At 64.9% G+C, this 23,552-nt stretch carries 22 protein-coding genes; 11 read left to right on the plus strand and 11 right to left on the minus strand.

The window, feature by feature from the left end; genetic code table 11:
• Positions 1–154: 154 nt before the first annotated feature.
• From GPL20_RS33710 to GPL20_RS33725, 4 genes are all read right to left on the minus strand, one after another.
• Positions 155–439: a hypothetical protein gene (locus GPL20_RS33710; RefSeq protein WP_167533331.1), complete on the minus strand. Its 285-nt coding sequence runs from the start codon at positions 437–439 to the stop codon at positions 155–157.
• The gene (locus tag GPL20_RS33715) at positions 436–1,881 is read right to left on the minus strand and encodes a radical SAM protein (RefSeq protein ID WP_157336065.1); all 1,446 of its coding nucleotides are present in this window, start codon (positions 1,879–1,881) and stop codon (positions 436–438) included. The genes GPL20_RS33710 and GPL20_RS33715 overlap by 4 nt, the downstream gene beginning before the upstream one ends.
• Positions 1,862–2,578 carry a prolipoprotein diacylglyceryl transferase family protein gene (locus GPL20_RS33720; protein WP_157336067.1) on the minus strand — a complete coding sequence of 239 codons (717 nt, stop codon included), beginning with the start codon at positions 2,576–2,578 and terminating at the stop codon, positions 1,862–1,864. The genes GPL20_RS33715 and GPL20_RS33720 overlap by 20 nt, the downstream gene beginning before the upstream one ends.
• A 264-nt stretch (positions 2,579–2,842) precedes the next feature.
• A complete protein-coding gene (locus tag GPL20_RS33725) occupies positions 2,843–3,616 on the minus strand; it encodes a Crp/Fnr family transcriptional regulator (RefSeq protein WP_157336069.1) in 774 nt (257 codons plus the stop codon).
• 163 nt (positions 3,617–3,779) lie between these two features.
• On the opposite strand from GPL20_RS33725, the gene GPL20_RS33730 reads away from it, so the two are divergent.
• Entirely contained in the window at positions 3,780–4,190 is a 411-nt protein-coding gene (locus GPL20_RS33730; protein ID WP_246251169.1) for a response regulator, read from the plus strand.
• 3 nt (positions 4,191–4,193) lie between these two features.
• On the opposite strand, the gene GPL20_RS33735 is transcribed toward GPL20_RS33730, so the two are convergent.
• Both GPL20_RS33735 and GPL20_RS33740 read right to left on the minus strand, forming a co-directional pair.
• Positions 4,194–5,741 carry an alkaline phosphatase D family protein gene (locus GPL20_RS33735; protein ID WP_157336071.1) on the minus strand — a complete coding sequence of 516 codons (1,548 nt, stop codon included), beginning with the start codon at positions 5,739–5,741 and terminating at the stop codon, positions 4,194–4,196.
• A gap of 184 nt (positions 5,742–5,925) precedes the next feature.
• Positions 5,926–7,371: a TAXI family TRAP transporter solute-binding subunit gene (locus GPL20_RS33740; protein WP_157336073.1), complete on the minus strand. Its 1,446-nt coding sequence runs from the start codon at positions 7,369–7,371 to the stop codon at positions 5,926–5,928.
• 153 nt (positions 7,372–7,524) lie between these two features.
• Between GPL20_RS33740 and GPL20_RS33745 the strand changes: the two genes are divergently transcribed.
• Both GPL20_RS33745 and GPL20_RS33750 read left to right on the plus strand, forming a co-directional pair.
• Positions 7,525–7,815: a 4a-hydroxytetrahydrobiopterin dehydratase gene (locus tag GPL20_RS33745; protein ID WP_157336075.1), complete on the plus strand. Its 291-nt coding sequence runs from the start codon at positions 7,525–7,527 to the stop codon at positions 7,813–7,815.
• A 99-nt stretch (positions 7,816–7,914) separates the two neighbouring features.
• The gene (locus GPL20_RS33750) at positions 7,915–8,307 is read left to right on the plus strand and encodes a YkvA family protein (RefSeq protein ID WP_157336077.1); all 393 of its coding nucleotides are present in this window, start codon (positions 7,915–7,917) and stop codon (positions 8,305–8,307) included.
• 189 nt (positions 8,308–8,496) lie between these two features.
• Here the strand turns inward: GPL20_RS33750 and GPL20_RS33755 are convergent, their stop codons facing one another.
• The 3 genes from GPL20_RS33755 to GPL20_RS33765 form a co-directional block, all read right to left on the minus strand.
• A complete protein-coding gene (locus tag GPL20_RS33755) occupies positions 8,497–9,651 on the minus strand; it encodes a TAXI family TRAP transporter solute-binding subunit (protein ID WP_157336079.1) in 1,155 nt (384 codons plus the stop codon).
• A 17-nt stretch (positions 9,652–9,668) separates the two neighbouring features.
• Positions 9,669–10,529: a hypothetical protein gene (locus GPL20_RS33760; RefSeq protein ID WP_157336081.1), complete on the minus strand. Its 861-nt coding sequence runs from the start codon at positions 10,527–10,529 to the stop codon at positions 9,669–9,671.
• Between the two features lie 438 nt (positions 10,530–10,967).
• Entirely contained in the window at positions 10,968–11,942 is a 975-nt protein-coding gene (locus GPL20_RS33765) for an NADPH:quinone oxidoreductase family protein (protein ID WP_157336083.1), read from the minus strand.
• A gap of 219 nt (positions 11,943–12,161) precedes the next feature.
• On the opposite strand from GPL20_RS33765, the gene GPL20_RS33770 reads away from it, so the two are divergent.
• The 6 genes from GPL20_RS33770 (at position 12,162) to argG (ending at position 18,161) form a co-directional block, all read left to right on the plus strand.
• The gene (locus tag GPL20_RS33770) at positions 12,162–13,019 is read left to right on the plus strand and encodes an SDR family oxidoreductase (RefSeq protein ID WP_157336085.1); all 858 of its coding nucleotides are present in this window, start codon (positions 12,162–12,164) and stop codon (positions 13,017–13,019) included.
• A gap of 97 nt (positions 13,020–13,116) precedes the next feature.
• The gene (locus GPL20_RS33775) at positions 13,117–13,764 is read left to right on the plus strand and encodes an invasion associated locus B family protein (protein ID WP_157336088.1); all 648 of its coding nucleotides are present in this window, start codon (positions 13,117–13,119) and stop codon (positions 13,762–13,764) included.
• Between the two features lie 206 nt (positions 13,765–13,970).
• On the plus strand, positions 13,971–15,173 hold the full coding sequence (gene rlmN / locus GPL20_RS33785; protein ID WP_157336090.1) for a dual-specificity RNA methyltransferase RlmN: 1,203 nt from the start codon (positions 13,971–13,973) through the stop codon (positions 15,171–15,173).
• 128 nt (positions 15,174–15,301) lie between these two features.
• The gene (locus GPL20_RS33790) at positions 15,302–15,796 is read left to right on the plus strand and encodes a hypothetical protein (RefSeq protein ID WP_157336092.1); all 495 of its coding nucleotides are present in this window, start codon (positions 15,302–15,304) and stop codon (positions 15,794–15,796) included.
• 157 nt (positions 15,797–15,953) lie between these two features.
• The gene (locus tag GPL20_RS33800) at positions 15,954–16,730 is read left to right on the plus strand and encodes a phosphatase PAP2 family protein (RefSeq protein ID WP_157336096.1); all 777 of its coding nucleotides are present in this window, start codon (positions 15,954–15,956) and stop codon (positions 16,728–16,730) included.
• A 93-nt stretch (positions 16,731–16,823) separates the two neighbouring features.
• Positions 16,824–18,161 carry an argininosuccinate synthase gene (gene argG / locus GPL20_RS33805; protein ID WP_157336098.1) on the plus strand — a complete coding sequence of 446 codons (1,338 nt, stop codon included), beginning with the start codon at positions 16,824–16,826 and terminating at the stop codon, positions 18,159–18,161.
• A gap of 21 nt (positions 18,162–18,182) precedes the next feature.
• Here the strand turns inward: argG and GPL20_RS33810 are convergent, their stop codons facing one another.
• Positions 18,183–18,818: a TetR/AcrR family transcriptional regulator gene (locus GPL20_RS33810; protein ID WP_157336100.1), complete on the minus strand. Its 636-nt coding sequence runs from the start codon at positions 18,816–18,818 to the stop codon at positions 18,183–18,185.
• Positions 18,819–19,050: 232 nt separating this feature from the next.
• Here GPL20_RS33810 and GPL20_RS33815 point away from each other — a divergent pair, with 232 nt between their 5' ends.
• Both GPL20_RS33815 and GPL20_RS33820 read left to right on the plus strand, forming a co-directional pair.
• On the plus strand, positions 19,051–20,007 hold the full coding sequence (locus GPL20_RS33815) for a homocysteine S-methyltransferase family protein (RefSeq protein WP_157336108.1): 957 nt from the start codon (positions 19,051–19,053) through the stop codon (positions 20,005–20,007).
• Between the two features lie 220 nt (positions 20,008–20,227).
• Positions 20,228–21,985: an alkaline phosphatase gene (locus GPL20_RS33820; RefSeq protein ID WP_157336102.1), complete on the plus strand. Its 1,758-nt coding sequence runs from the start codon at positions 20,228–20,230 to the stop codon at positions 21,983–21,985.
• Positions 21,986–22,050: 65 nt separating this feature from the next.
• Here the strand turns inward: GPL20_RS33820 and GPL20_RS39730 are convergent.
• A partial coding sequence (locus GPL20_RS39730) for an OmpA family protein (protein ID WP_246251170.1) occupies positions 22,051–23,552 on the minus strand: 1,502 nt, incomplete at its 5' end.

The following is a 23,552-nucleotide window of genomic DNA, read 5'->3' on the forward strand; positions in this document are numbered from 1 at the left end:
GACTGGAAACGGGGCGCTTTCCGCCCAAAAAGGAAGCCCGGCCAGCTCGACCGGGCACCCTGTGCGTTGCGGCGCAATATATGCAAAAAACGCCAAAAAACAATGTGTTCTTTGGCCGTTGGTTGACTGAATTTTGTCCGGGAATTCCCGGGGCTTAGGGCTGGGTTCCGGGATGGTTGGGGGCCTTTCGCCCCACGATGGCCGCCCAGATCAGGACGGCGCCTCCGATGCCGACCACCAGTCCCAGGAAGACCAGCGGCGCGATGTCCGAATCGATCTTGCCCCCCTCGATCACCGAGGCTCCGCCAAACAGCAGCGCGCAGAGACCCGGCAGCAGCAGGATCACCCCTGCGATCGCCATCAGCGCGGTCAGGCAGCCGCTGCGTGCATGGCCGGGCGTCGGGACGGGTGGCAGAGCCGGTGGCGGCGTATCGCTCAATGTGGTGCCTCCTCGCTTTGCCTTGCCTCGCGATAGGTCCGCCCTTCGAGCTCGGCGCGAATCCGGCCGATCGCGCCGTTGCGGTAGAACAGATTGTAGGTGTCGAACGGGATGATCGCGCCGCTCTCGGTCACGAAATGGATGCAGCTGCGCTTGACGTTGCCGACGCAGAAATTGAAGCGGTCGAGAAACTGCACGATAGTGACGCGGAAGACGTTCTCGTAAGTGAGACCCTGCGGCACCTCGAAGCTCGGCAGGCAGCACAGCAATTCGCAGACGCGCTCGGAGGTGTTGAGCGGCCCCGACGACAGCGAGAACAGGTCGACGAATTTCTCCCGCAGCATCGGGTATTTTTCCGGGCTGATGGTGTTGGGCATCACCGCCACCAGCTGCTCCTGCGGAATGAGCGAGGTCAGCGGCAGCACCTTTTCGCCGTTGCGCAAGCCGTAACCGATCGAGATGCTTTCGGGATTGCAGGGCAGCGGGATCATGTCCTTGTCGCCGAACACGCCGGTCTCGATCACGCGCCTTCGGATCTCCGACAGCATGATGCGGTCGGTATTCTTGTCGAAATTCTCGTTGCGGCCGGCGTCCTGCACCGGCTGGAGCGTGACGCCGCGCACGCATTTCCATGTGAGGGCATGGCGGACGATGTCGCCGATCTCGGCGTCGTTGACGCCGCGCTTGATGGTCGCGACCAGCGTGGTCGAGACGCCGTAATGCTCGAGATTCTCCAGCGCCTGCTGCCGGATCTTGCGCAGGTCCGCGCCGCGCAGATTGAGCAGCGCGTCGCGCTGAAGCGAATCGAACTGGAGATAGACCTCCAGCCCGCGCCTGTTCTCGGCGAGCCGCGCCACGAAGTCCTTTTCGCGGGCGATGCGCAGGCCATTGGTGTTGATCATGACGTGGCGGATCGGGCGCGCGCGCACCGCCTCCAGGATCTCGAAGAAATCCGGATGCAGCGTCGGCTCGCCGCCGGATAGCTGCACGAGATCGGGCTCGCCTTCGCTTGCGACCAGGGCGTCCAGCATCTTCTCGACCTTTGCGAGCGGCGCGAACCGCGTCCTTGCCGGTGAGGATTCCGCGAAGCAGACCGGGCAGGTGAGATTGCAGTGCTCGGTGATCTCGATCAGTGCGAGGCACGAATGCTGCTCGTGGTCGGCACAGAGACCGCAATCATAGGGACAGCCGAATTCCGTGCGCTGCTGGAATTGCAGCGGCCGGTCGCCGGGCTTGATGAAATCCTTGCACAGGCGCCAATAGGCGGCATCCCTCGACACCAGCGTCGACTGGACGCCGTGCTCCCTGCAGCGCTTTTCATACCAGACCTCCTCGCCGCGGATCTGGATCTTGGCCGGCACCAGCTTCAGGCAGGTCTCGCAGAGAGATTGGGTCTGGCCCCAGAAGATGTACGGGCGCGACTTACGCAACGGCGCGTTCATGCAGGGGTCTCGCTTTCGGCGCCGTCGCCAGCATGACGGCGGCGTAGAGCAGGATGGACAGCGACAGCAGGTGAAACAGCGTGAAGGGGCCGATCAGCGTGCCATAGGGCTTGAGGAATTCCCACAGGAAGCGCTGGGCGCCATAGTAGGCGAGAGCCAGGTAAAAACCATTGGTGATCGTGAATGCGCCTTGGTTCAAGACCGCCAGCACATAGAGCAGGGCGAACGCGCCCATCGCGGCGCTCTCATAGAGCTGGACGGGATGGCGAAGAATACCATCGCCGAAATCATGGCCCCAGGGCAATGCCGTCGGCGTGCCATAGGTGAAGTCGTCGAGACCTGCGAAGTAGCAGCCGAGCCGCCCGATCGCGATGCCGACGGCGAGCGGCAGCGCAAACCGCGCGCCGGTGCGCAGGGCGATGCCGGCGTTCCATTTGTAGAGCTCGATCGCTACGATCCCCCCGGCGAGCGCACCCTCGACCGAACGCGCGATGCCGCTCTGCCCCGACAGCCACAGATTGGCGGACCCGAACAGATAGGCGCCTATGCCGGTGCCGAACACGAGCGCGGCGACATAGGGCAGCTCGAAGGACTGCGCCGGAAACCGCAAGCCTCGTCGCGACAGCCAGTAGACGGCGACGGCCGCCGCCAGCCACGCCGCGATGTCGAAGACAGTGTGAAGGAAGGCCCCACTCATGCGGGGAAGAATATAGCACGATCACGCTCAAAAGAGCGCGCCGCGCATTTCTCTGCGGCCCATCCTTCGAGACGCCCGCCTTTGGCGGGCCCTCAGGATGAGGACAGAGTGCGCTGCAGCAGTTTCGACCGGCGAGATCCCGCTTAGCCTCATCCTGAGGAGACCGCAAAGCGGTCGTCTCGAAGGACGAGGCGCTCGCTCAGGTCCCGTCAAAAAGTCGTTTACGATAGCGCTGCCTTATCAGGGGAGAAGGAAGAGACGAGCCTAGCCCGCTACCCCGGCCTCCCGCTCCTCCGTCGGATAGACGCCGCTCAGCACCTCCTCGAAATGCATCTTCACGGCGTCGTTGCACAGGCAGCCGCGCAGGCGCAGGCCTTCGCGGCTGCGGACCAGGATTGATCCGCGTCTCGTGTCCAGCACGCCCTCGGCCCTGAACGACTGAAGCACGCGGCTCGCATAGCTGCGCCCGACGCCGAGCAATGTCGCGAGCTGCTCGTGCGTCAGCGGCACGCTGCTCTCGTCGCCGGTCCGCTCCATTGCCGCCAGGATCCATTTCGCCGTGCGCTGCTCGATCGAATGGATGGCGTTGCAGGCGGTGGACTGGAAGATCTGCGCCAGCATGCAGTCGGCGTAGCGGGCGAAGATGTTGCGCAGCGACGGCGAGCGCGCCTTGGCCGCTTCGAGCTTGCCGACATGAATGCGCGCAAACGGCCCGCCGAACTTCACGCAGATGCGGGTGTAGGCCGGCAAGAATCCTTCGCTGACGATGCCGCCCACGGCGCCTTCGCGTCCGACCAGGATGGTCTCGACGTCGCGGCCGTCTTCGTTGGGAACGAGAAAGGTCGCAAGCGCTGGTCCGCAGGGGAAGTGGACGACCTGAACGTCATCGCCGGGATTGTAGAGCAGATTGCCTGCCGCAGAGACTTCGACAGTGACGTGCGGCGCGAGCAGCGCGTAGTCCGCCGGGCTCAGACGCCGCAGCAGGTTGTTCGCCGGCCGGCTGTCGATTTCGGTCGTCTTGCCGATACGCGCATCCATCGTAAATCCCCCTGCTCTCCTTTCGACACTAGCGAGGTCCGATCATTGGCTGTGTGCACAAGTGGACAGACGTGAAAACTGTTCTGTGGTGAGTTTCGTTCCTGGAACCCACCGATGCGCCGGATGCGGGCGTCGGATGCGGCTGTCCTTAGTGGATACGAACATGCAGCCCTCGATAGCCAGCATCATGATACCTGCTACTCCAGACGGCTCGGCCGGCATGCCCGCGGATGTTCTGATCGTCGAAGACGATCCGATCATTGCAATCGATTTCGAGGACCGTCTCGTCGGATTCGGTGTGACGAGCGTGCGTACCGTCGGTTCGGTGGCGCAGGCGCTGGACGCCATCGCGAAGCAGACGCCCGACTTCGCGCTGCTCGATGTCGAGCTGGTCCGCGAGACGAGCTTCGCGGTCGCCGAGCGGCTGGTGGCGCTGAAGATTCCGTTCGTCTTCGTCACCGGCTACGGCGCCGAGGCGCGCATACCACCTGAATTCGTCAGCCAGCCGCGTTTGCAGAAGCCGTGTTCGAGCGACGCGCTGGAGGCGGCACTCGGACTGCAAGCCCTCGATTAGCGATTATGCCTGCTTCGGATCGAGCGTGGTCGACCACAGCGCGACGTCGGCGCGATCGCGCAAGGTCACCGTCATCTGGCCGGAAGCGCCGTCGATCTTGACGTGACCGAAGAACTGCATGCCGGCGGAGGGCGGCAGGTTCTGGTTGCCGGGACCGGGCGCCTTGACGAAGCGCACCTCGGGGCCAAACGTGTTGTCCATCTCGCCGGGTCCGAATGTCCCCGCGTGCAAGGGACCTGAGACGAACTCCCAGAACGGATCGAATTCCTGGAATTGCGCCTTGTCCGGGTTGTAGTAGTGCGCGGCGGCGTAATGCACGTCGGCCGTCAACCACACCGTATTCCTGATCGGTGCCGTCTTGATGAAGCGCAGGAGGTCGGCGATCTCGAACTCGCGGCCGCGCACCGGGCCATCGCCTTGCGCGAACGCCTCCGAGCCCTTCTTGTTGGTAGCATCGTCATAGACCAGGATGCTGAGCGGCATGTCGGACGCGATCACCTTCCAGGTCGCACGCGAGTTGAGCAGGCCGCGTTTCAGCCACGCCATCTGATCCGGACCGAGGAAGTAGGCGGCGGGGCCGTAAGCCGTCTCCTGGTTCGCGCCGTTCGGACCGCGATAGCTGCGCTCGTCGAGCACGAAGACGTCGAGATGCGGGCCGTAGGAGATCTGGCGGTAGACCCGGCCCGGCTCGTTGATGCTCTCGCGCATCGGATACATCTCGTGGAAGGCGCGCCCGGCGCGCGCCGCAAGCAGGGCGATGTTGCGCTCCTTGTAGGACGCCGGCAGCTCCTTCGACAGCGACCAGTTATTGGTCACCTCGTGGTCGTCCCACTGCACGAAGATCGGGACTTCGGCATTGAAGGCGCGGACATTGTCGTCGGTGAAATTGTATTTGTGCGCGGCGCGGTACTCGTCCAGCGTCTCGGCGACCTTGGCCTTCTCGGGGATGGTCACGTTCTTCCAGAGCTTGCCGTCGGCAAGCTTCACCTCGGAATGTATCGGGCCGTCGGCATAGATGGTGTCGCCGGAATGCAGGAAGAAGTCCGGACGATGCTTGCGCATCGCCGCGAAGGTGAACATGCCGCCGTCGTCGGGATTGATGCCCCAGCCCTGTCCGGCGACGTCGCCGCCCCAGACGAAGCTGACGTCGCGGCGGTCGGCCGGCGCGGTGCGGAAGCGGCCGACCACGGCCTCGCCTTCGATCGCGCTGTGCGAGAGATCGCGGAAGCGGACGCGATAGAAAATCTCCTGCCCGCCCGGCAGGTTGTCCAGCAGCATCTTCGCGGTGAAATCGCTCTCCGGCAGGGCCGCAATCGGCGGCAGCGCGCGGGCATCCCTGAAAGACTCCGTCGTCGCCACCTCGACCAGCATCTGCGCCGGCCGGTCGGCGCGCGCCCAGACCACGCCGCCATCGACGGTGACGTCGCCGGACTGCACGCCATGGGTCACCGCCGGCCGATCGGCCGCACGCGACAGATGGGGCATCGCGACCGCGCCAAGTGCGCCGGCGCTGGTTGTGAGGAAACGGCGGCGGGAGAATTTGATGTTCATGAGTGGATTCGTTTCGAGGTCACAAGGAGCATCGTCATTCCGGGGCGCGCCTCAAGGCGCGAGCCCGGAATCCATTTATCGAAGCGTACGCGGCTCGATGGATTCCGGGCTCGCGCGTTGCGCGCCCCGGAATGACGCCGAAACTATATTGTGACAATGTGACGCAGCAATAACGCGCGCGCGTTTACGCGTTGCCCGCGGCCCGGAATTGCGCGCCCGCGCGTGGCGGGGTCTGCGGCAGGCTGATCAGCAGCGCCTTGCGGTCGGCGACGGCGGCGTGGAACTGGTCGAGTGCGATGTTGAAGGCGGTGAGCGCGCCTTCCTCGATCGCGCCATGATCGAAGCAGCGCAGCGTGTCGCGCAGGATGTCGTCGGCTTCGGCCTGCATCTGGTCGAGCTCTTCGGACGTGTCGCTCTTGCGTGCCGCCGCGATCATGTCGAGCAGACGCTCGCGCAGATGGCTGTTGTTGTCGCGCTCATCCTTCTTCAGGTAGCCCGCAAACCAGGCGCCGATCGAGCCCATGGCCGAGAGCGCCATCAGGCTCCACCAGATGTAATCGCTGTATTTGTCGAGGAAGGTCTTTTCCTCGCCGTCGACGAAGGCGGCGGCGCCGGGATGCACGGGAATCACGGCATCCTTGTCGGTGTCGGGCGTCTCGATCTTCGCCGCCAGCGGGAATTCGGTCACGAGCTGCTGCCGTACGGCGAAGAGCTGGCGCGTGAATGCCGCGATTGTGGTTTCGGACACACCTTTGCGCGCCACGACGTGGTGCGAGAAGCTGATGGTCTTGACCTCGTCGTCGGGCCGATCGGGCGAGCCGCCGTAAGTGCCCGCGGGTATCTCGGACGCTTCATAGACCGGATGGTTCTGCGCGATCGCATCGGCGGAATCGATCGCGAGGAAGGTCGGCGTACCGCCCTCCCTGACCGATGCCGAGATCGCGTCCGCCGTGATCTTGCTGTTGACCGGGCCGGCCGCGAGATAGACGTCGGCCTTCTGTGCCTTGATCGCTTCGGCAACTTCATTGGCCGGGAACTGGACGATCTCGACCTTGGCGGGATCGACGCCGTATTGCTGGAGGATCACCTTGAGCAAATTGACGTTGGCCTGGGTGCGGCCGACCACGCCGACGCGATGGCCGGCGAGCTGCGCGATCTTGGTGATCTTCGCGCCCTTCTTCTTGCCCTTGCCGGACACCGACCACAGCACCACGACGTTCTTGCGCAGCGTCGCGACCGCCTGCGCATTCTTCGGAACGTCGAGATCGCCGCGCACGATGGCGAGATCGACCTTGCCTTCCGCAAGCAGATTGGCGCTGGCGGTGGCGCCGTCGGTCGGGATCGGACGCAGCCGCACATAGCTCTTGTTCTGCGCGAACGCCTGCGTCAGCGTCTGCACGACCTTGACGTCATCGCTGTTGACGGGACCGACCGCGATCCTCAGCATCACCGGCCGCATCGCGAAATAATAGCCGCCGGCGAGCGCGCCGACGATCGCAAGCACGAGCGCAAGAGACACGAGCGCCGTCCTCCGCGCCGCGGATCGCGGCGAAGGCGGAGAGGGCGTTTCGGCCAGGTCCGGTCCCCCGGTCATCGATCTCCCAAACAGGCGCTTCAGGCTCAGTTTCATCTTGGCCGGCGACTTACGCCGGCAATTGTAGCAAATTTCTTGTCCGGCGGGGTTACATCTCCGTCATGGTTAGCGGATGGGACAAATCCCGGCATGAACCCGGACCGTCAGCACGGTGTTAGGGTAAAGTTCCCCTGAAGGACGGAGGCGATCATGGCAGAGCGGCTATCGGCGGAGGCGCGCAAGCAGGCGCTTGGCGGAATACCGGACTGGGGCGAGATTTCCGGCCGCGACGCCATCGGGAAGACCTTTGTCTTCAAGGATTTCAACGAGGCCTTCGGCTTCATGACCCGCGCCGCGCTGGTCGCCGAGAAGCTGGATCACCACCCCGAATGGCGCAATGTCTACAAGACCGTGGAGGTGGTGTTGTCGACCCATGACGCCGGCGGCGTCACCGCGCTCGACATCGAGCTCGCCCGGGCGATGAACGCCATCGCAGCCTGACACCAGGCTGACATCTTGCAGCGACCGGCCGCATCCCCATCTTGTGATCAGCAGGAGATGCGGCGATCCGCCGCCCCTGGCGGACGGGGAGTCTCGAACATGGCTGCCGAACACAGTGTCGGCTTCGAGCCGGCCGATCGGCTCGCGGAAGATCGTGAGAGCGTGCGCCGCCGCTTCTGGCGCAAGCTGAAGCGCGTCGCCGCGCAATTGCCGTTCGCGGAAGATCTGCTCGCCGCCTACTATTGCGCGTTCGACCGGCAGACGCCGCGCCACGTCCAGGCCTCGCTGCTCGGGGCGATCGCCTATTTCATCCTGCCGTTCGACTTCGTCACTGATGTGATGCCGATCCTCGGTTTCGCCGATGACGCCGCCGTGCTCGCCACCGCGATCCGCATGGTCGCCGGCCATATCACGACGGAGCACCGCGAAGCTGCGCGCGCTGTGCTGAAGCGCGGCGTGGACGAGGCGGAAGCGAACGTGAAAGCAGCTTAGCCGACACGGATTCAACCACACCCACCGCTGTCATGCCCCGGCTCGATGTTTAGCCCCTCGATGTTTAGCCCGGAGACATAGCTGACACCTGTTCGGACACATCACTGACAGGTTGGCGATTGGTCAAGCCGGGCGACGACATCTCGCGTGTGGACGGTGCTTGCGCTGCGTCGTTGCTCGCGACAACCTTTACTTCTTCTGCGCCCGCGCCTTCTCCGTGTCCCACGCCTGGAATTGCCTGAACAGTTTCTCCCTGTCCGCGTCGGACACTTGTGCGGCCGCAGGACTCTGCTTCAAGAACGCCTCGAAGCGCTGGCGCGTCACCGGCTCGATGCCGTGCTTGTCGAGCCATTGCTGCGCCACCGGCAATCTGTTCCAGCCGGACAGAGGCGCCGCAAGCGAGACCTCTTTCCACTTGGGATGGAACGGCGGGTTCTGAAGCGCTGTGAATTTCGTGAAGAATGCGTCCACGAACAGCGCGAGCTTGCGATAGCGCTCGGTGTTCTGCGCCCAGTTATAGGCCGCCAGCACCGCGGGCACCGCGATGGTGTCCACGCTCTCGCCGTCCTTGATCAGGTTCGGATAGTCCTTGGCGGTCAGCGTCGCCGGCAGATAGTCGCTCTGGAGCGGCTTGGCATAGTCGACCTTGGCAAGATGGAAGCGGCCGTCATTGCCGAAGGTCGAGACCGATTTGTACGGCTTGCCGCCGACCACGATGACGGCGTCGATCTCGCCGGCTTTCAGCTTCTCCATCGCGATGCGCTGCTCGACGTAGACGAACTTCGCCTTGATTCCGAGCCGCTCGAACACGGTGAGCGCGGTGACGAAGGTGCCGCCGTTGGGCAGGTCGACGCTGACCGTCTTGCCTTCGAGGTCCTTCAGCGTCGCGACCGATTTCGGCGCGATCACCTGCATCTCCTCGTTGTAGAGCTTGGTCACATAGGTGAACTGCTTCTTGATGTCCTTGGCAAAACCCTTGCGCTCGAGATAGTCGAGCGTGTCGGCCCGCACGATGCCGAGATCGACGCCTTGCAGGAACAGAATGTCGGCGACGCTCTGCACCGATCCGCGGCCGACGATCGGCAGCACGCGGATCTTGTTGCCGTCGTCGAGCACCGAGGCGAGATCGGCGCCGAACTGCACATAGGTGCCGCCGATCGTGCCGGTGATCAGTGTGACGGTGTTGGCGTTCAGCGCCTGCTTGGTGGAGTTCGAGCCGAACTGGAAGATGGCTTTCAGACTGTCCGAGACCTTGGCCGGATCGTATTCGGTCTGGTCGGCGCGCGCCGTGACGGCACAAATCGTCATGATGGCGGCAAGCGCCATTTTCAAAGCGTTACGCATGATGTCCCCTGAGAGTTCTAGTTCGAGAGCCGGGCGAGGCGCTGTCGTGCCTCCGCCGATCCAAGTGTCGCGGCCCGCTGATACCAGTCACGTGCAAGCGCAGCATCGGGTACGACGCTTCGCGCATCGCTGGTGCCGAGCACCGCCGGATCGTAGGTCTGTGCCAGCAGAAGCGCGGCCGTCGCATCCTTCGCATTGGCTGCGTGTTCGAGCAGCAGGCGCGCCGCGGCGATATCGCCGAGGCTCATCAGGCTCCTCGCGCGCTTCATCAGCCCCGCCAGCGTGTCGGCGTCGAGCGTCCTGACAGGCTCAGGCGGTGCAGGCTCTGCCGCGGCGGGTGTCGGCGCGGGTGCTTGTATCGGCGCCTGGGCTTGCAGCGCGGTCTGATAGGCGCTTGCGATCGCTTCGCGGCTTGGCGTTGGCGGCGCAGCAGAGTCCTGCGTGTCGGCGCTCGCCAGCTTCGTGTTGGTGACGCGGACCGCATCCTTCAGCGGAGTCTGCCGGGCGGCCGGCGGACCGGCCGGTGTCGCAAGCTGCGGCGCAGCCGCGTCGGTCGCACCTCCGGCATCGGCGGCAAGCAGCCGGCGAAGGTCGGGCTGAAACAGTGTGGCCGGAATCGCGAGGGCGGACGCCGCCAGAATGGCGGCCAGAACGCGCGGGGCGATCCTGGTTCTGGGGCGCAGCTCCAGCGGCGCGTATTCCTGTGGGTCCTGTGCCCCGAGCGGGTCGGACAGGAACAGTGGATTTGGATCGTCCTCTGGAAAATCGGCTCGTGCGGCGCGCGCACGGATGTAGGACTTGGCCGGCGGATGTGATGCAGATCGATCGGAGTCGAGCGCGCGCGACTCCCTCGACGGACGGTATGCCGTCGTCTCCATGGTGATGCTCCCCATTACTGACGCAACGCAGGGGCCGTCCCGGCTTCAGTCTTCTTGTTGTTGTCCAGAAGCGCCCCGCAAACTGGAACCGGTAAATCGCCGTCCGATTCAGCCCAAAAAACGACGGCGGTTTGCGCGAATCTGGAGATATTTGGGTTTGATTACGGCAAGGCGGGGGAATGCACTGCCATTTTAGCGGTTATGGTTGAGGGCGCTCTACCAGGCGCGCGGGTGGCACAACTTTGCGATGCCGCGGTCGTCGACGCTTGCCAGCCACGCCCTCCGCTGCCATGCCCCGGCTTGACCGGGCATCCAGTACGTCGCGGCGTCTCGCTGAGTCTCTCGCGTCTCTGGAATACTGGGTCGCCCGGTCAGGCCGTGCGACGACAGCTGAGTGTGTGGCTGGCAGGTCGGCCAAAGCCGCCGCCGCCCAGATCCTCACGGATGCAGAATCACCTTCCCCATCGCCTGGCGCCCCGCGAGCACTTTCAGTGCATCCGCGGTCTGCGCCAGCGGGAAGGTGCGGTCGACATGCGATGAGATCTTGCCTTCAGCCGTCCACTTCACGAGCTTCTCGAGATTGGCGCGGTTCTTGGCCGGGTTGAGCCGCGTCCATGCGCCCCAGAACACGCCGCGGATGTCGCAGCCCTTCAGCAGTGCGAGGTTCAGCGGCATCTTCGGAATGTCGCCGGCGGCGAAGCCGATCACGAGGAAGCGGCCTTCCCAGGCGATCGAGCGCAGCGCCTGCTCGGCATACGCACCACCAACCGGATCGAAGATGATGTCGACGCCCTTGCCGCCGGTGAGCTTTCGCAAGCCTTCCTTCAGGTCTTCCTTGGCGTAGTTGAGCGTCAGCTCGGCACCATGCGCCTTGGCAAATTCGAGCTTCTCATCCGACGAGGCGCAGGCGATCACCTTCAGGCCCATCAGCTTGCCGAGCTCGCAGGCGGCAAGGCCCGTGCCGCCGGCGGCGCCGAGCACCGCGAGCGTCTCGCCCGGCTTCGGGCTCGCGCGGTCTTCCAATGCATGCAGCGCGGTGCCGTAGATGATGATGATGCCGGCCGCGCGGTCGTAGTCGAGATTGTCGGGGATCTTCACGATCGATGCCGCGGGCAGCGCGATCTTTTCGCGTGCGCCGTTGTGGCCGCAGGACGCGACGACGCGATCGCCGACCTTCAGGTCGGTGACGCCGGGGCCGATACTCTCGATCACGCCGGCGACTTCGGCGGCGGGCGAGAACGGGAACGGCGGCTTGATCTGGTATTTGCCCTGGATCATCAGGATGTCGAAGAAGTTCAGCGCCGCCGCCTTGATCGCGATCACGGCTTCGCCGGGACCTGCCACCGGATCCGGCACCTCGGCGAGCACGAGATCGTCGGGCTGGCAATATTGCGAGCAGAGGATGGCTTTCATCGCGGCACCTTGGGCGTTTCGAGTGGAATTATAATTGGCCCGGTTTTGCCGGATTTGAAGCGGCCCGACAATCCGGATTCTTTGCCCAAAGCGATGCGCAGACCTATCCTCACGTCATTGCGAGCGCAGCGAAGCAATCCAGACTATTTCCGCAGGACGGACTCTGGATTGCTTCGCTGCGCTCGCAATGACGAGACAAGAGACGAGAGGATTCAAACGATGTTTGAAACAGGTCTGCTCAAGGACAAGCGTATCCTCGTCACCGGCGGAGGATCGGGCCTCGGCGCCGCGATGGGGCGCCGTTTCCTCGCGCTCGGCGCCGAGCTCGTCATCTGCGGCCGCAAGCTCGACCGGCTTGAAGCGACGGCGAGCGAGATGCGCGCGCAGACGGGCGGCAAGGTCACAACCATCGCCTGCGACATCCGCGACGGTGCCGCCGTCGAGGGCATGATGGATGCGATCTGGCGCGAGGCGCCGCTCGACATCCTCGTCAACAATGCCGCCGCGACCTTCATCGCACAGAGCGAGCATCTCTCATTCCGCGCCGCGGACGCGATCCTCGCGCCGACGCTGCATGGCGCGATGTATTGCACGCTCGCCGCCGGAAGGCGCTGGATCGAAGGCAAGCACGGCGGCGTCGTGCTCTCGATCCTCTCGACCTCGACCATCACCGGTCGCGCTTTCACCGTTCCGTCGGCGATGGCGAAGTCCGCGCTGCTGGCGATGACCAGGAGCCTCGCGGTGGAGTGGGGTCCGAAGGGCATCCGCACCGTCGCGATCGCTCCGGGCCCGTTCCCGACCGCCGGCGCCTCAGGACAGCTCCGCCCGGAGGGCCGCGATGAAGGCTGGGCCGCGCGCAATCCGCTCGGCCGCACCGGCGAGCACGGCGAGCTCGCCGATCTCGCCAGCTTCCTGGTCTCGGACCGTGCCGGTTACATCAATGGCGAGATGGTGGTGATCGACGGTGGCGCGCATTTGCGCAGTTCCGGCGCCGAGGACCTGCTGCGCTGGACCGAGGCGCAATGGGCCGAGCAGCGCGCGGCGCGATCCCGAGCCTCGTCGCCGGCAACGGGCTAACTGCCTTCCCAAACTGGACTTTCCCGGCTATCCCTGCCCGGGGACAAAACGCGGCCGGGCCATCTTCCAGTCACAATATTGAGGGAACCACTCCAGCATGTGGCGGGTGCTATCGTTCGTTTTGATGATCGGCATGATGACGTGCGGGATCGCCGATCTCGCGCGGGCGCAGACGGCCCAGCCGGCGCCGAAGGCGGCACCGAAGCCGGCCGCGCCGGCGGCCAATACGACGGCAAAAACCGCTGCAAAGCCAGAGAGCAAACCGGCGGGCCCGCCCGCAGCGGTTGCGGGCGGCGCGGAGCCGACGCTGATCGGCCAGTTCGGAACCTGGGGTGCCTATTCGGCGACGCCCAACGGCAAGAAGGTCTGCTTCGCGCTGGCCAAGCCCTCGTCGTCGAAGACCAACCCGCCGAATCGGCCGCGTGATCCCGCCTATGCCTTCGTCTCGACCCGGCCGGCCGAGAAGGTGAACAACGAGGTCTCGGTCATGATCGGCTATGCGCTGAAGCCGGGCTCGGAATCGACCGTCGAGGTCGGCGGCGCCGCCTACACCATGTACACGCAGGGCGACGGCCTCTGGATCAAGAACGCGGCCGAGGAGGAGCGGATGGTCGAAGCCATGCGCAAATCCGCCGATCTCGTGGTCAAGGGCGTCTCGGCCAAGGGGACGGAGACGACCGACACCTTCTCGCTGAAGGGCCTCGCCCAGGCGCTCGACAGGATCGCGCAGGATTGCAGGCGGTAAGTCCGCCCGCGTTAAGCCTGCGGTCGGTATCACGGTCGCAATCGGCAATTCCGATTGCTATATAAGGCCGGTTCCAAGTTTTTCCGTCATTCCGGGGTGATGCGCAGCATCGAACCCGGAATCTCGAGGTTCCGGGTCTGGTCCTCAGGGTCGCTTCGCGATCCCTTCGGACCATCCCGGAACGACCAAGCCATCAGGTTCATTCAATGCAGACCTCGACCGAGCCGCACAACGCAATCCTGGTGGAAAAAACTCCGCTCGAAACCTACGTGCCGCCGGCAAAACCGTCGCTGATCGGCCTGTCGCGCAGCGAGCTTGCCGATCGCCTCGGCGAGATCGGCGTCGCGCCTGCGCAGCGCAAGATGCGCGTGCAGCAGCTGTGGCACTGGATGTATTTCCGCGGCGCCCAGAGCTTCGACGAGATGAGCTCGATCTCGAAGGGCATTCGCGCCGAGCTCGCGCAGCATTTCACCGTCGACCGCCCCGAGGTCGTGGCCGAGCAGATCTCCAACGACGGCACCCGCAAATGGCTGCTGCGGCTGCCGAGCGGCGACAATGTCGAGAAGGCGCATGAGGTCGAGTGCGTCTACATTCCCGAGACCGATCGCGGCACGCTCTGCGTCTCCTCGCAGGTCGGCTGCACGCTGAACTGTTCCTTCTGCCACACCGGGACCCAGCGCCTGGTGCGCAACCTCACCGCCGGCGAGATCGTCGGCCAGATCATGGTCGCGCGGGATCGCCTCAACGACTGGGCCGATCGCGAGGACGGCACGCGTCGCGTCACCAACATCGTGATGATGGGCATGGGCGAGCCGCTCTACAATTTCGACGCGGTGCGCGATGCGCTGCTCATCGTCGGCGACAATGAAGGTATCGGCATCTCCCGCCGCCGCATCACGCTGTCGACCTCGGGCGTGGTGCCGAACATCGTGCGCGCCGGCGAGGAGATCGGCGTCATGCTCGCGATCTCGCTGCATGCGGTGCGCGACGAGTTGCGCAACGAGCTGGTGCCGCTCAACCGCAAATATCCGATCAAGGAGCTGCTGCAGGCCTGCCGCGACTATCCCGGCGCCTCGAACGCCCGCCGCATCACCTTCGAATATGTGATGCTCAAGGGCGTCAACGATTCGCTCGACGATGCAAAATTGCTGGTGAAGATGCTCAAGGGCATTCCGGCCAAGATCAATCTGATCCCGTTCAATCCCTGGCCCGGCACGGCCTATGAATGCTCGGACTGGGACCAGATCGAGAAATTCTCCGAGTACATCTTCAACGCCGGTTATTCCTCGCCGGTGCGCACCCCGCGCGGTCGCGACATCCTCGCCGCCTGCGGCCAGCTCAAATCGGAGACCGAAAAGCTCTCCGCCCGCGAACGCCAGGCGCTGCGCGCCATGGCGATGACGGATTAGCTTGCCATGCGCGGGCTGTCGCAACCTCGTCATTGCGAGGAGCGCAGCGACGAAGCAATCCAGGCTGTCTCTGTAGACGCATTTCTGGCTTGCTTCGCTTCGCTCGCAATGACGGTAAGAGTGGCGCCATGTCCCTGATCGGCCGCCTCGTCGTCATCTTCATCGGCTTCCTCGCCGCCTGCTTCGTCGGCGGGATGATCGTCGTCGTCGCGCTGCTGTTTCCGGAATTCGCCGATCTCGGCGCGGGTCCGGTCGATCAGGGCGCGATCGACATCCTGCTCGGCTTTGGCTTCATCTTCGTCTCCGGCTTTGCGCTGGTGCCGGCGGCGGTGATCGTCGCGATCACCGAAGCGCTCTACATCCGCAGTGCGCTGGCCTATGCCGTCGGCGGCGGCCTCGTCGGGCTCGCCTGCTATCTCGGCCTCGTTCCGTTTCACTCCGACACGTTGCAGTTCGAGGGCATCGTGCGGCGTCATCTGGAGATCATGACCGGTGCCGGCATCGTCGCCGGCGTGGTCTATTGGCTGATCGCCGGTCGCAACGCCGGCGCCTGGCGCAATCCGCCACCCCCGCGCAAGCCGCCCCCGCCGCTGCCGTCGAATTCGAGGCCGGATGCGCGATGATTTGCACCGTCATTCCGGGATGGTCCGAAGGACCAGGCCTCAGGTGCGCAATTGCGCACCGGGGAATCTCGAGATTCCGGGTTCGGCTCTGCGAGCCGCCCCGGAATGACCGTTGCAAGGGTTTCCATCTCCGCCTCACTCCGCTAAACCGCGCGCCATGAACCGGACTGGACTCTTCATCGCCCTGGCGCTGTGGCTCGTGATCGGTGTCGTTTTCGGCCTCTATCCCGAACTCGATCTCAAGCTCGCCTCACTGTTCTTCGATCCCCGGTCGAAGACGTTTCCACTCAAGCTGAACGACTGGGCCGGCTTCGCGCGCGATGCCGCGATGTGGGTCGCCTGGGCCTTCGTGCTGCCGTCGCTCGTCGCATTCGTGGTCAAGATGATCCGGCCCGACCGGCCGCTGATGGTGTCGGGACGCGCGATGGTGTTCCTGCTGGTCACGATCATCATGTCGGCCGGCATCCTCACCAATCTCACCTTCAAGACCTATTGGGGCCGGCCGCGTCCGGTGGTGGTGACGCAGTTCGCCGGCGATCAGCAGTTCGTGCCGTGGTGGGATCCGCGCGGCGACTGCGCGCGCAACTGCTCGTTCTTCTCGGGCGAGGGCGCGACCGCGTTCTGGACGCTGGCGCCGGCCGCGCTGGCGCCACCGGCGTGGCGGCCGCTGGCCTATGCCGGCGCCGTGGTGTTCGGCCTCTTGACCAGCGGGCTGCGGATGGCCTTCGGCGGCCATTTCTTCACCGATGTCTCCATCGCCGGCCTCGTGACCTTCGTCGTGATCTGGTTCGCCTACGCGCTGATTTACCGCTGGCCGCGGACGCGGTTCTCGGATGAGGCGGTCAACGCCGCCCTGACCCGGCTGGCCATGCCCGGCTACCGGCTGCGTCAGCGCCTGTTCGGCGGCAAGACCGGTCCCGCGCCGTCCGTTTGAGCCATTAAATGGGTGCCGAGGCGTGCGAAATTTGATATTCGCGCGGTCAAGTTCGCCCCTCGCATCAGCTCTTGAGACCCGATTGGAAGCCCCATGACCACGATCCTGAAAAGCCTGCCCAAGGGTGAGAAAGTCGGCATCGCTTTTTCCGGCGGTCTCGACACCAGCGCGGCGCTGCTCTGGATGAAGCAGAAGGGCGCGCGCTGCTACGCCTACACCGCCAATCTCGGCCAGCCGGACGAGGCCGACTACAACGAGATTCCGCGCAAGGCGATGGAGTTCGGCGCCGAGAAGGCGCGGCTGGTCGATTGCCGCACGCAACTGGTCCACGAAGGCATCGCCGCGATCCAGTCGGGCGCCTTCCACATCTCGACCGGCGGCATCACCTATTTCAACACCACGCCGCTCGGCCGCGCCGTCACCGGCACGATGCTGGTCGCGGCGATGAAGGAGGACGGCGTCAACATCTGGGGCGACGGCTCGACCTTCAAGGGCAACGACATCGAGCGCTTCTATCGCTACGGCCTGCTCACCAATCCCGGCCTGAAGATTTACAAGCCCTGGCTCGACCAGCAGTTCATCGACGAGCTCGGCGGCCGCGCCGAGATGTCGGCGTTCATGACCGCCCAGGGCTTTGCCTACAAGATGAGCGCCGAGAAGGCCTATTCGACCGACAGCAATCTGCTCGGTGCCACCCACGAGGCCAAGGATCTCGAGAGCCTCGACAGCGGCATCAAGATCGTCAATCCGATCATGGGCGTGCCGTTCTGGCGCGACGACTGCGCCGTCAAGGCCGAGAAGGTCGTGGTGCGGTTCGAGGAAGGCCAGCCCACCGCGCTGAACGGCCAGACCTTCCCTGATCCGGTCGCGCTGTTCCTGGAAGCCAACGTCATCGGCGGCCGCCACGGCCTCGGCATGAGCGACCAGATCGAGAACCGCATCATCGAGGCCAAGAGCCGCGGCATCTACGAGGCGCCCGGCATGGCGCTCCTGCACGTCGCCTATGAGCGCCTCGTTACCGGCATCCACAACGAGGACACCATCGAGCAGTACCGCATCAGCGGCATGCGCCTCGGCCGCCTGCTCTATCAGGGCCGCTGGTTCGATTCGCAGGCATTGATGCTGCGCGAGACCGCGCAGCGCTGGGTCGCACGCGCCGTCACCGGCGAGGTCACGCTCGAATTGCGGCGCGGCAACGACTATTCGATCTTGAACACGGAAAGTCCCAACCTCACCTACGCGCCCGAGCGGCTCAGCATGGAGAAGGTGGAAGACGCCGCCTTCACCCCGGCCGACCGCATCGGCCAGCTCACCATGCGCAATCTCGACATCGCCGACACACGCACCAAGCTGAAGCTCTACAGCGACACCGGCCTGCTCTCGGGCAGCGAAGGCTCGCAGATTTTCAGGCTGGAGAGTGACAAGGGTTGATTGCTTGTCAGCCCGATCGGGCTACGAACCCATCGACGGCTTTGCCGGCCCTACGGCGAATACCAGCTTGACACAGCTGCGGAACAGCAGGATTTGTCGTTCCAGCCGCTTGGGGTCGTTGAGCGTCTTCGACATGATGATCGCGCCGTCCACCACGCACGAGATCATCTCCGCGAGATCGTCGAGATCGATAGCCTCGCGCGGCGGATAGACAGCGGCGATGCCGTCGAGGATCGCTCGGAAATGCGCATTCCAGCTCCTGACTGATTGCGTGGTCAGCTCGCGAACCTCGCGGTCGAACAAGCGCTCCTGATAGCAGATGCTGGCAATTAGGCAGCCGGGGTGACCGCTGGGCAGATCGGCCATGATCTCGGCGAGCAATTTCAGCGAGATCAGGAACGACTGGAGCGGATCGTCCGAAAGCTCGCGTCCCCGCCTGAAGATTTCGTCAAACAGCCGATCGTTTGTTTCCACGTACCGGCGCAGCATCTCCCGCGCGAGGGCATTCTTGTCCCTGAAGTGATAGAAGAAGCCGCTCTTGGTCAGTCCGGCCTCGGCGATGACCTCGTCGATCGAGGTCGCCGCGAAACCTTTTGCGAGCACCGCCGCTTCGGCGATCTCGAGAATGCGTTCGCGCGTCGCTTCGCCCTTTCCCATCGACTCCTCCAAAACAACACCAACGGTGCGGAATCCGCCGCGTGCGGAAAACGCCCGATCCGAGGGTCTCGCGCAAGTCTCTGATTTGTCATCTGTTTGCGCGTGTAAGTTCAGCCGCACCATCAGGCTTCTAGAGCGGCGCGACATTATGCGGCACCACTGGCCTGAGACCGAGGGCCGGCATGACGTGACCGAACGAGGAGAGCGGCCCATGCAAAAGATGGAGCGATCAATGGCCAGATACGGACATGGCCTGCCGCAGCACCGCGGCGGCATTTTCCTGACCGACGGCGGCATGGAAACCACCCTGATCTTTCACGAGGGGCTGGAGCTGCCTTATTTCGCGGCATTCGTGCTGCTCGACAGCGCCGATGGTCGCGCGCATTTGAAACGCTACTACGAAGCTTATCTCCGCATCGCGCGGCAGCATGGGCTCGGCTTCGTGCTCGACAGCCCGACCTGGCGCGCCAACCCCGATTGGGCTGCCAAGCTCGGCTACGATGCGGCCGCGCTCAAGGCCGTCAACATGCGCTCCATCCGATTTCTGGAGGAATTGCGCGGCGAATGGGGGTCCTCCGCTGCACCTTGCGTAATCAGCGGCGCGATCGGCCCGCGAGGCGACGGCTACAAGGCCGGCAACATGGATGCGGCGGAGGCGGAAGCCTACCACTCGGCTCAGATCGCGGCATTCACCGCGGCGGGCGCCGACATGGTAACCGCGTTCACGCTGAACAGCATCAACGAGGCCGTTGGCGTGGTGCGTACGGCCAAGCGGCAGGACATTCCGGTCGCGATCTCTTTCACGGTCGAGACCGACGGCCGCCTCGTCAGGGGAGAGTCCCTGCGCGAAGCGATTGAAGCGGTCGACGACGCGACGGCACGTGCTTGCGAATATTTCCTGATCAACTGCGCGCATCCGACTCATTTCGAGGGTGCACTCGCGGACGGCGAGGCGTGGGTCCAGCGCATTCATGGTGTCAGAGCCAATGCGTCGACCAAAAGCCATGCCGAGCTCGACGAGTCGGAGACGCTCGACAGCGGCGATCCCGGCGATCTCGGCCGCCGTTACCTTTCGCTCAGGCGCGCGTTCCCGGGCATGCGGATTCTCGGCGGCTGTTGCGGCACCGATCACCGGCATGTTGCCGCCGTTTGCGCGGCCTGCCTGCCGTCAGAAGCGTTGACTGCGTGATGCAGGTGAGAAGGCCGGAATCGCCCCCGGCGTTCTGCGCTTGCAGGTCTCGTCTCGGCCTTGGCATTGCGGTGGCGGGCGAGGACGGCCAAGGGCGACAAGCGTTGTGGGCTTTTGGGTGAGGCCCTTTGCGACCCGGTCGGGCGATATGTGATGACGGTGTCATTCTCGATCGCTACGCTTCGTGTTCCTGTCGGAACTGGATTGCGGAGCATCGCGCATGGTCAAGGGATCGGCACTCGCCTCTTTCATCGTCCTCTGTTGGACATCGTCATTGTCGGCGCAGACGATCTATCCGATCGATCGTGCCGAGATGCTCGCCGGCGCCCAATTCGACTTCAAGGTCGAACTTCCCGGACTGGTTGATCCGGCCAAGCTGAAGATCACGGTGAACGGCGCGGACTATGCGACCGCGTTCGGCCGTTCCGGGACCTTCATCGATCGCGAAGACGGCAAGGACCAGTCGGCGCTGACGTTGCGTGACGTCACGTTAACCAAGCCGGGCAGTGTCACTGTGGAGGTGAGCGACGGCACGCAGCAGCGCAGTGTCACATGGACCGTCTACGAAACCGGTCCGCGCAAGGCGAAGAACGTCATCCTGTTCATCGGTGATGGGATGTCCCCGGCGCATCGGGTCGCAGCCCGGATCCTGTCCAAAGGCATTTCGGAGGGCAAGAGCCGCGGCAAGCTCGCGATCGACGACATGCCGCATATGGCGCTGGTGGCGACCGCAGGCTCGGATTCGATCATCACCGATTCCGCGAACTCGGCCAGCGCCTATGCGACCGGACACAAGAGCGCCGTCAACGCCTTGGGCGTTTATGCGGATCGCAGCGCAAGCCCGTTCGACGATCCCCGGGTCGAAACCATCACGAGTCTCGCCAGGAGGCGACACGGCATGGCGATCGGCGTCGTCACCAACACCGAGATCGAAGACGCGACGCCGGCGGCAATGGTCGCGCACACGCGCCGGCGCGCCGCCTATGACGAGATCGTCGAGCAGTTCTTCGCGGCGAAGCCGGATGTGCTGATGGGCGGCGGCAGCGCGAATTTTCTGCCGAAGTCTGCCGCCGGCTCGAAACGCAAGGACGAGACCGACTACATCGCCAAGTTCCGCGATGCGGGCTATCAGGTGGCGACCACCGCGGGCGAGCTCGGTGCTCTCTCGGCAAAGCCGGAGACGGGCAAGCTGCTCGGCCTCTTCGCCACGGGAAACATGGATGGCGCGCTGGATCGCAAATTCCTGAAGGGCGGCGGCGTCAAGAAATTCCCCGAGCAGCCCGACCTGACCGAGCAGGTGCAGGCAGCGCTGAAACTCTTGTCGCGGAATGAGGCCGGCTTCTTCCTGATGGTCGAATCCGGACTGATCGACAAATACGCGCATGTCCTCGACATGGAGCGGGCGGTCTACGACACCATCATGCTCGACAACGCGGTGCGCCAGACGCGTGAGTGGGCCCGGGCGCGCGGCGACGACACCCTCATCCTGGTGCTCGCGGACCACAATCATCCCAACAGCCTTGTCGGGACGGTGAATGACGACATGGCCACCACGCCCAACGTGCCGCTGCGTGAGCGCGTCGGTGTTTACGAGCAGGCCGGATTTCCCAACTATCCGGCCCCCGATGCGGAAGGCTATCCGGCACGCGTCGACGTGAGCCGGCGGCTCGCCATCTTCTCGGCCAGCCTGCCGGACCATTACGAAACCTTTCGCCCGAAGCTCGACAATCCCAATGAGCCGACCGTCAAGGCCGGCGACGGCGGGACCTTCAAGGCCAACGACAAATACAAGGACGTCCCGGGCGCGGTGCTGCGTCCCGGCAATCTGTCGGCACTGATCGGCGCCAGCGTGCATTCGGGCGAGGATGTTATCGTCACTGCGACCGGCCCGGGCAGCGAGCGCGTGCACGGGTCGATGGACAACACCGAGGTGTTTCGCGTCATGGCCGAGGCGCTTGGGCTGGCCGCTCCGCAGTAGGACCGTTGCGCGCCAAGTAAAAATGGCCGGGATCGCTCCCGGCCATTTTCCTTTTTGCGAAGGTCTTACTGGCGCGGCGGAGGCGGTGCCGCGTTGGCCTGGCCACCATTGAGCAGCGGCGTGATGCGGCGGACGGTGACGCGCCGGTTGATCAGGCTCGGCCCTTGGGTCTGCTCCTTCAGATACTGCTCGCCATAGCCCTGCGACGTCAGGTTCTCCGCGGGCACATTGAACTGCTGCGTCAGCAATTCGGCCGCGGACTGCGCACGGCGGTCCGACAGCGACAGATTGTCGACCTCGTTGCCGACCGCGTCGGTGTGTCCCTCGATCAGGAACACCTCCTGCGGGTTGGCCTGGATCGCCTGATTGATGCCGTCGGCGATCACTTGAAGTCGTGCCGCCTGGTCCGGCGGAATGGTCCACGATCCCGTTTCGAAGTTGATCGTGTTGACGTCGATGCTCGGCATCTGCATGCGAACATTGGGGCTGTAGCGGATCTCGTCGAGCGAGTAGCGCCGATCGATCCGCTGCACCGGCGGGGCCCGCATGGTCTGGTAGATCACGTCCGGCGACGCTTCCTCGGCGTCGACGATGTAGCGATCGTACGGGATGTTGACCACCGGCGGGGGCACGTCGACATAGAAGCCACCGACCGCCCGCGGATCGCGGTAGCTGTTGTCGATGATCACAATCTCGCGTCCGCGCGGGTCCCTGCGGATTCGCCGCAGCAGCGAACCGTCCGCGCCGACCACGGTGATCACCTCGCTGCCGTCAGGACGCACCACGACCGTCCGCGTTTCTCCGCCGACCGTGTCGGTGCGGATGTCGCGGGCGCCGTAGCGGAAGCGATAGAGATCGTTGCCGCGGACATAGGCCTGCCCGCCCGGATCGCGGATGATGATGCGGTCCGGCTCGGTGTAGACGGTGCGGCCGCCCTCGACGACCTCGCGCCGCTGGTTGTGCAGGTCGGCGATGGTCGCACCGACCACGGCACCGGCCACCACGCCTGCACCGATCGCGAGCGGCGTCAGGTCACGCTGCGGCGGGCGCGGCGGTGGCGGTAGCGGTGCTGCGACCGTCGGCGCGGCCCGGAACGCCGGCGCAACCGTCGGCGGGGCATATTGCGCCCGGTTCGGGGGTGGCGCTGCGGCCGGCGTGCCAGGGACGACGGTTGGCGCTGCGACGCCGGCGGGAGGCGCCGGCGGTCGGGGCGGGAGGCCGCCTGCCTGGGGCGGCGCGGCCGGAGTTCCGGCCGCAGGCGCGCCGGCAGGAGGCGTACCACCCCGAGGACCAGGTGTTGGAGCCACGGCGCCAGGGGTCGGCGTCGCCGCCGGGGCCGGAGTTGCACCGGGAGCAGGCGTGGGTGCCGCACCGGGACGTCCGGGCGGCGGCGTCTGTGCACCCGGAGCCGGTGTGGCTGTCGGAGCGGGTGCAGCACCGGGCGCCGGCGACGGTGATGGTGATCCTGCAGCCGGAGGCGTGCCGGGACGTCCGCCGGGCGGAGGAGGCGCGCCCGGACGGCCCGGTGGCGTGCTGCCGGGGGCCGGGGTCGCAGTCGGTGCGGGTG

Source organism: Bradyrhizobium cajani (assembly GCF_009759665.1).
Taxonomy (GTDB): domain Bacteria; phylum Pseudomonadota; class Alphaproteobacteria; order Rhizobiales; family Xanthobacteraceae; genus Bradyrhizobium; species Bradyrhizobium cajani.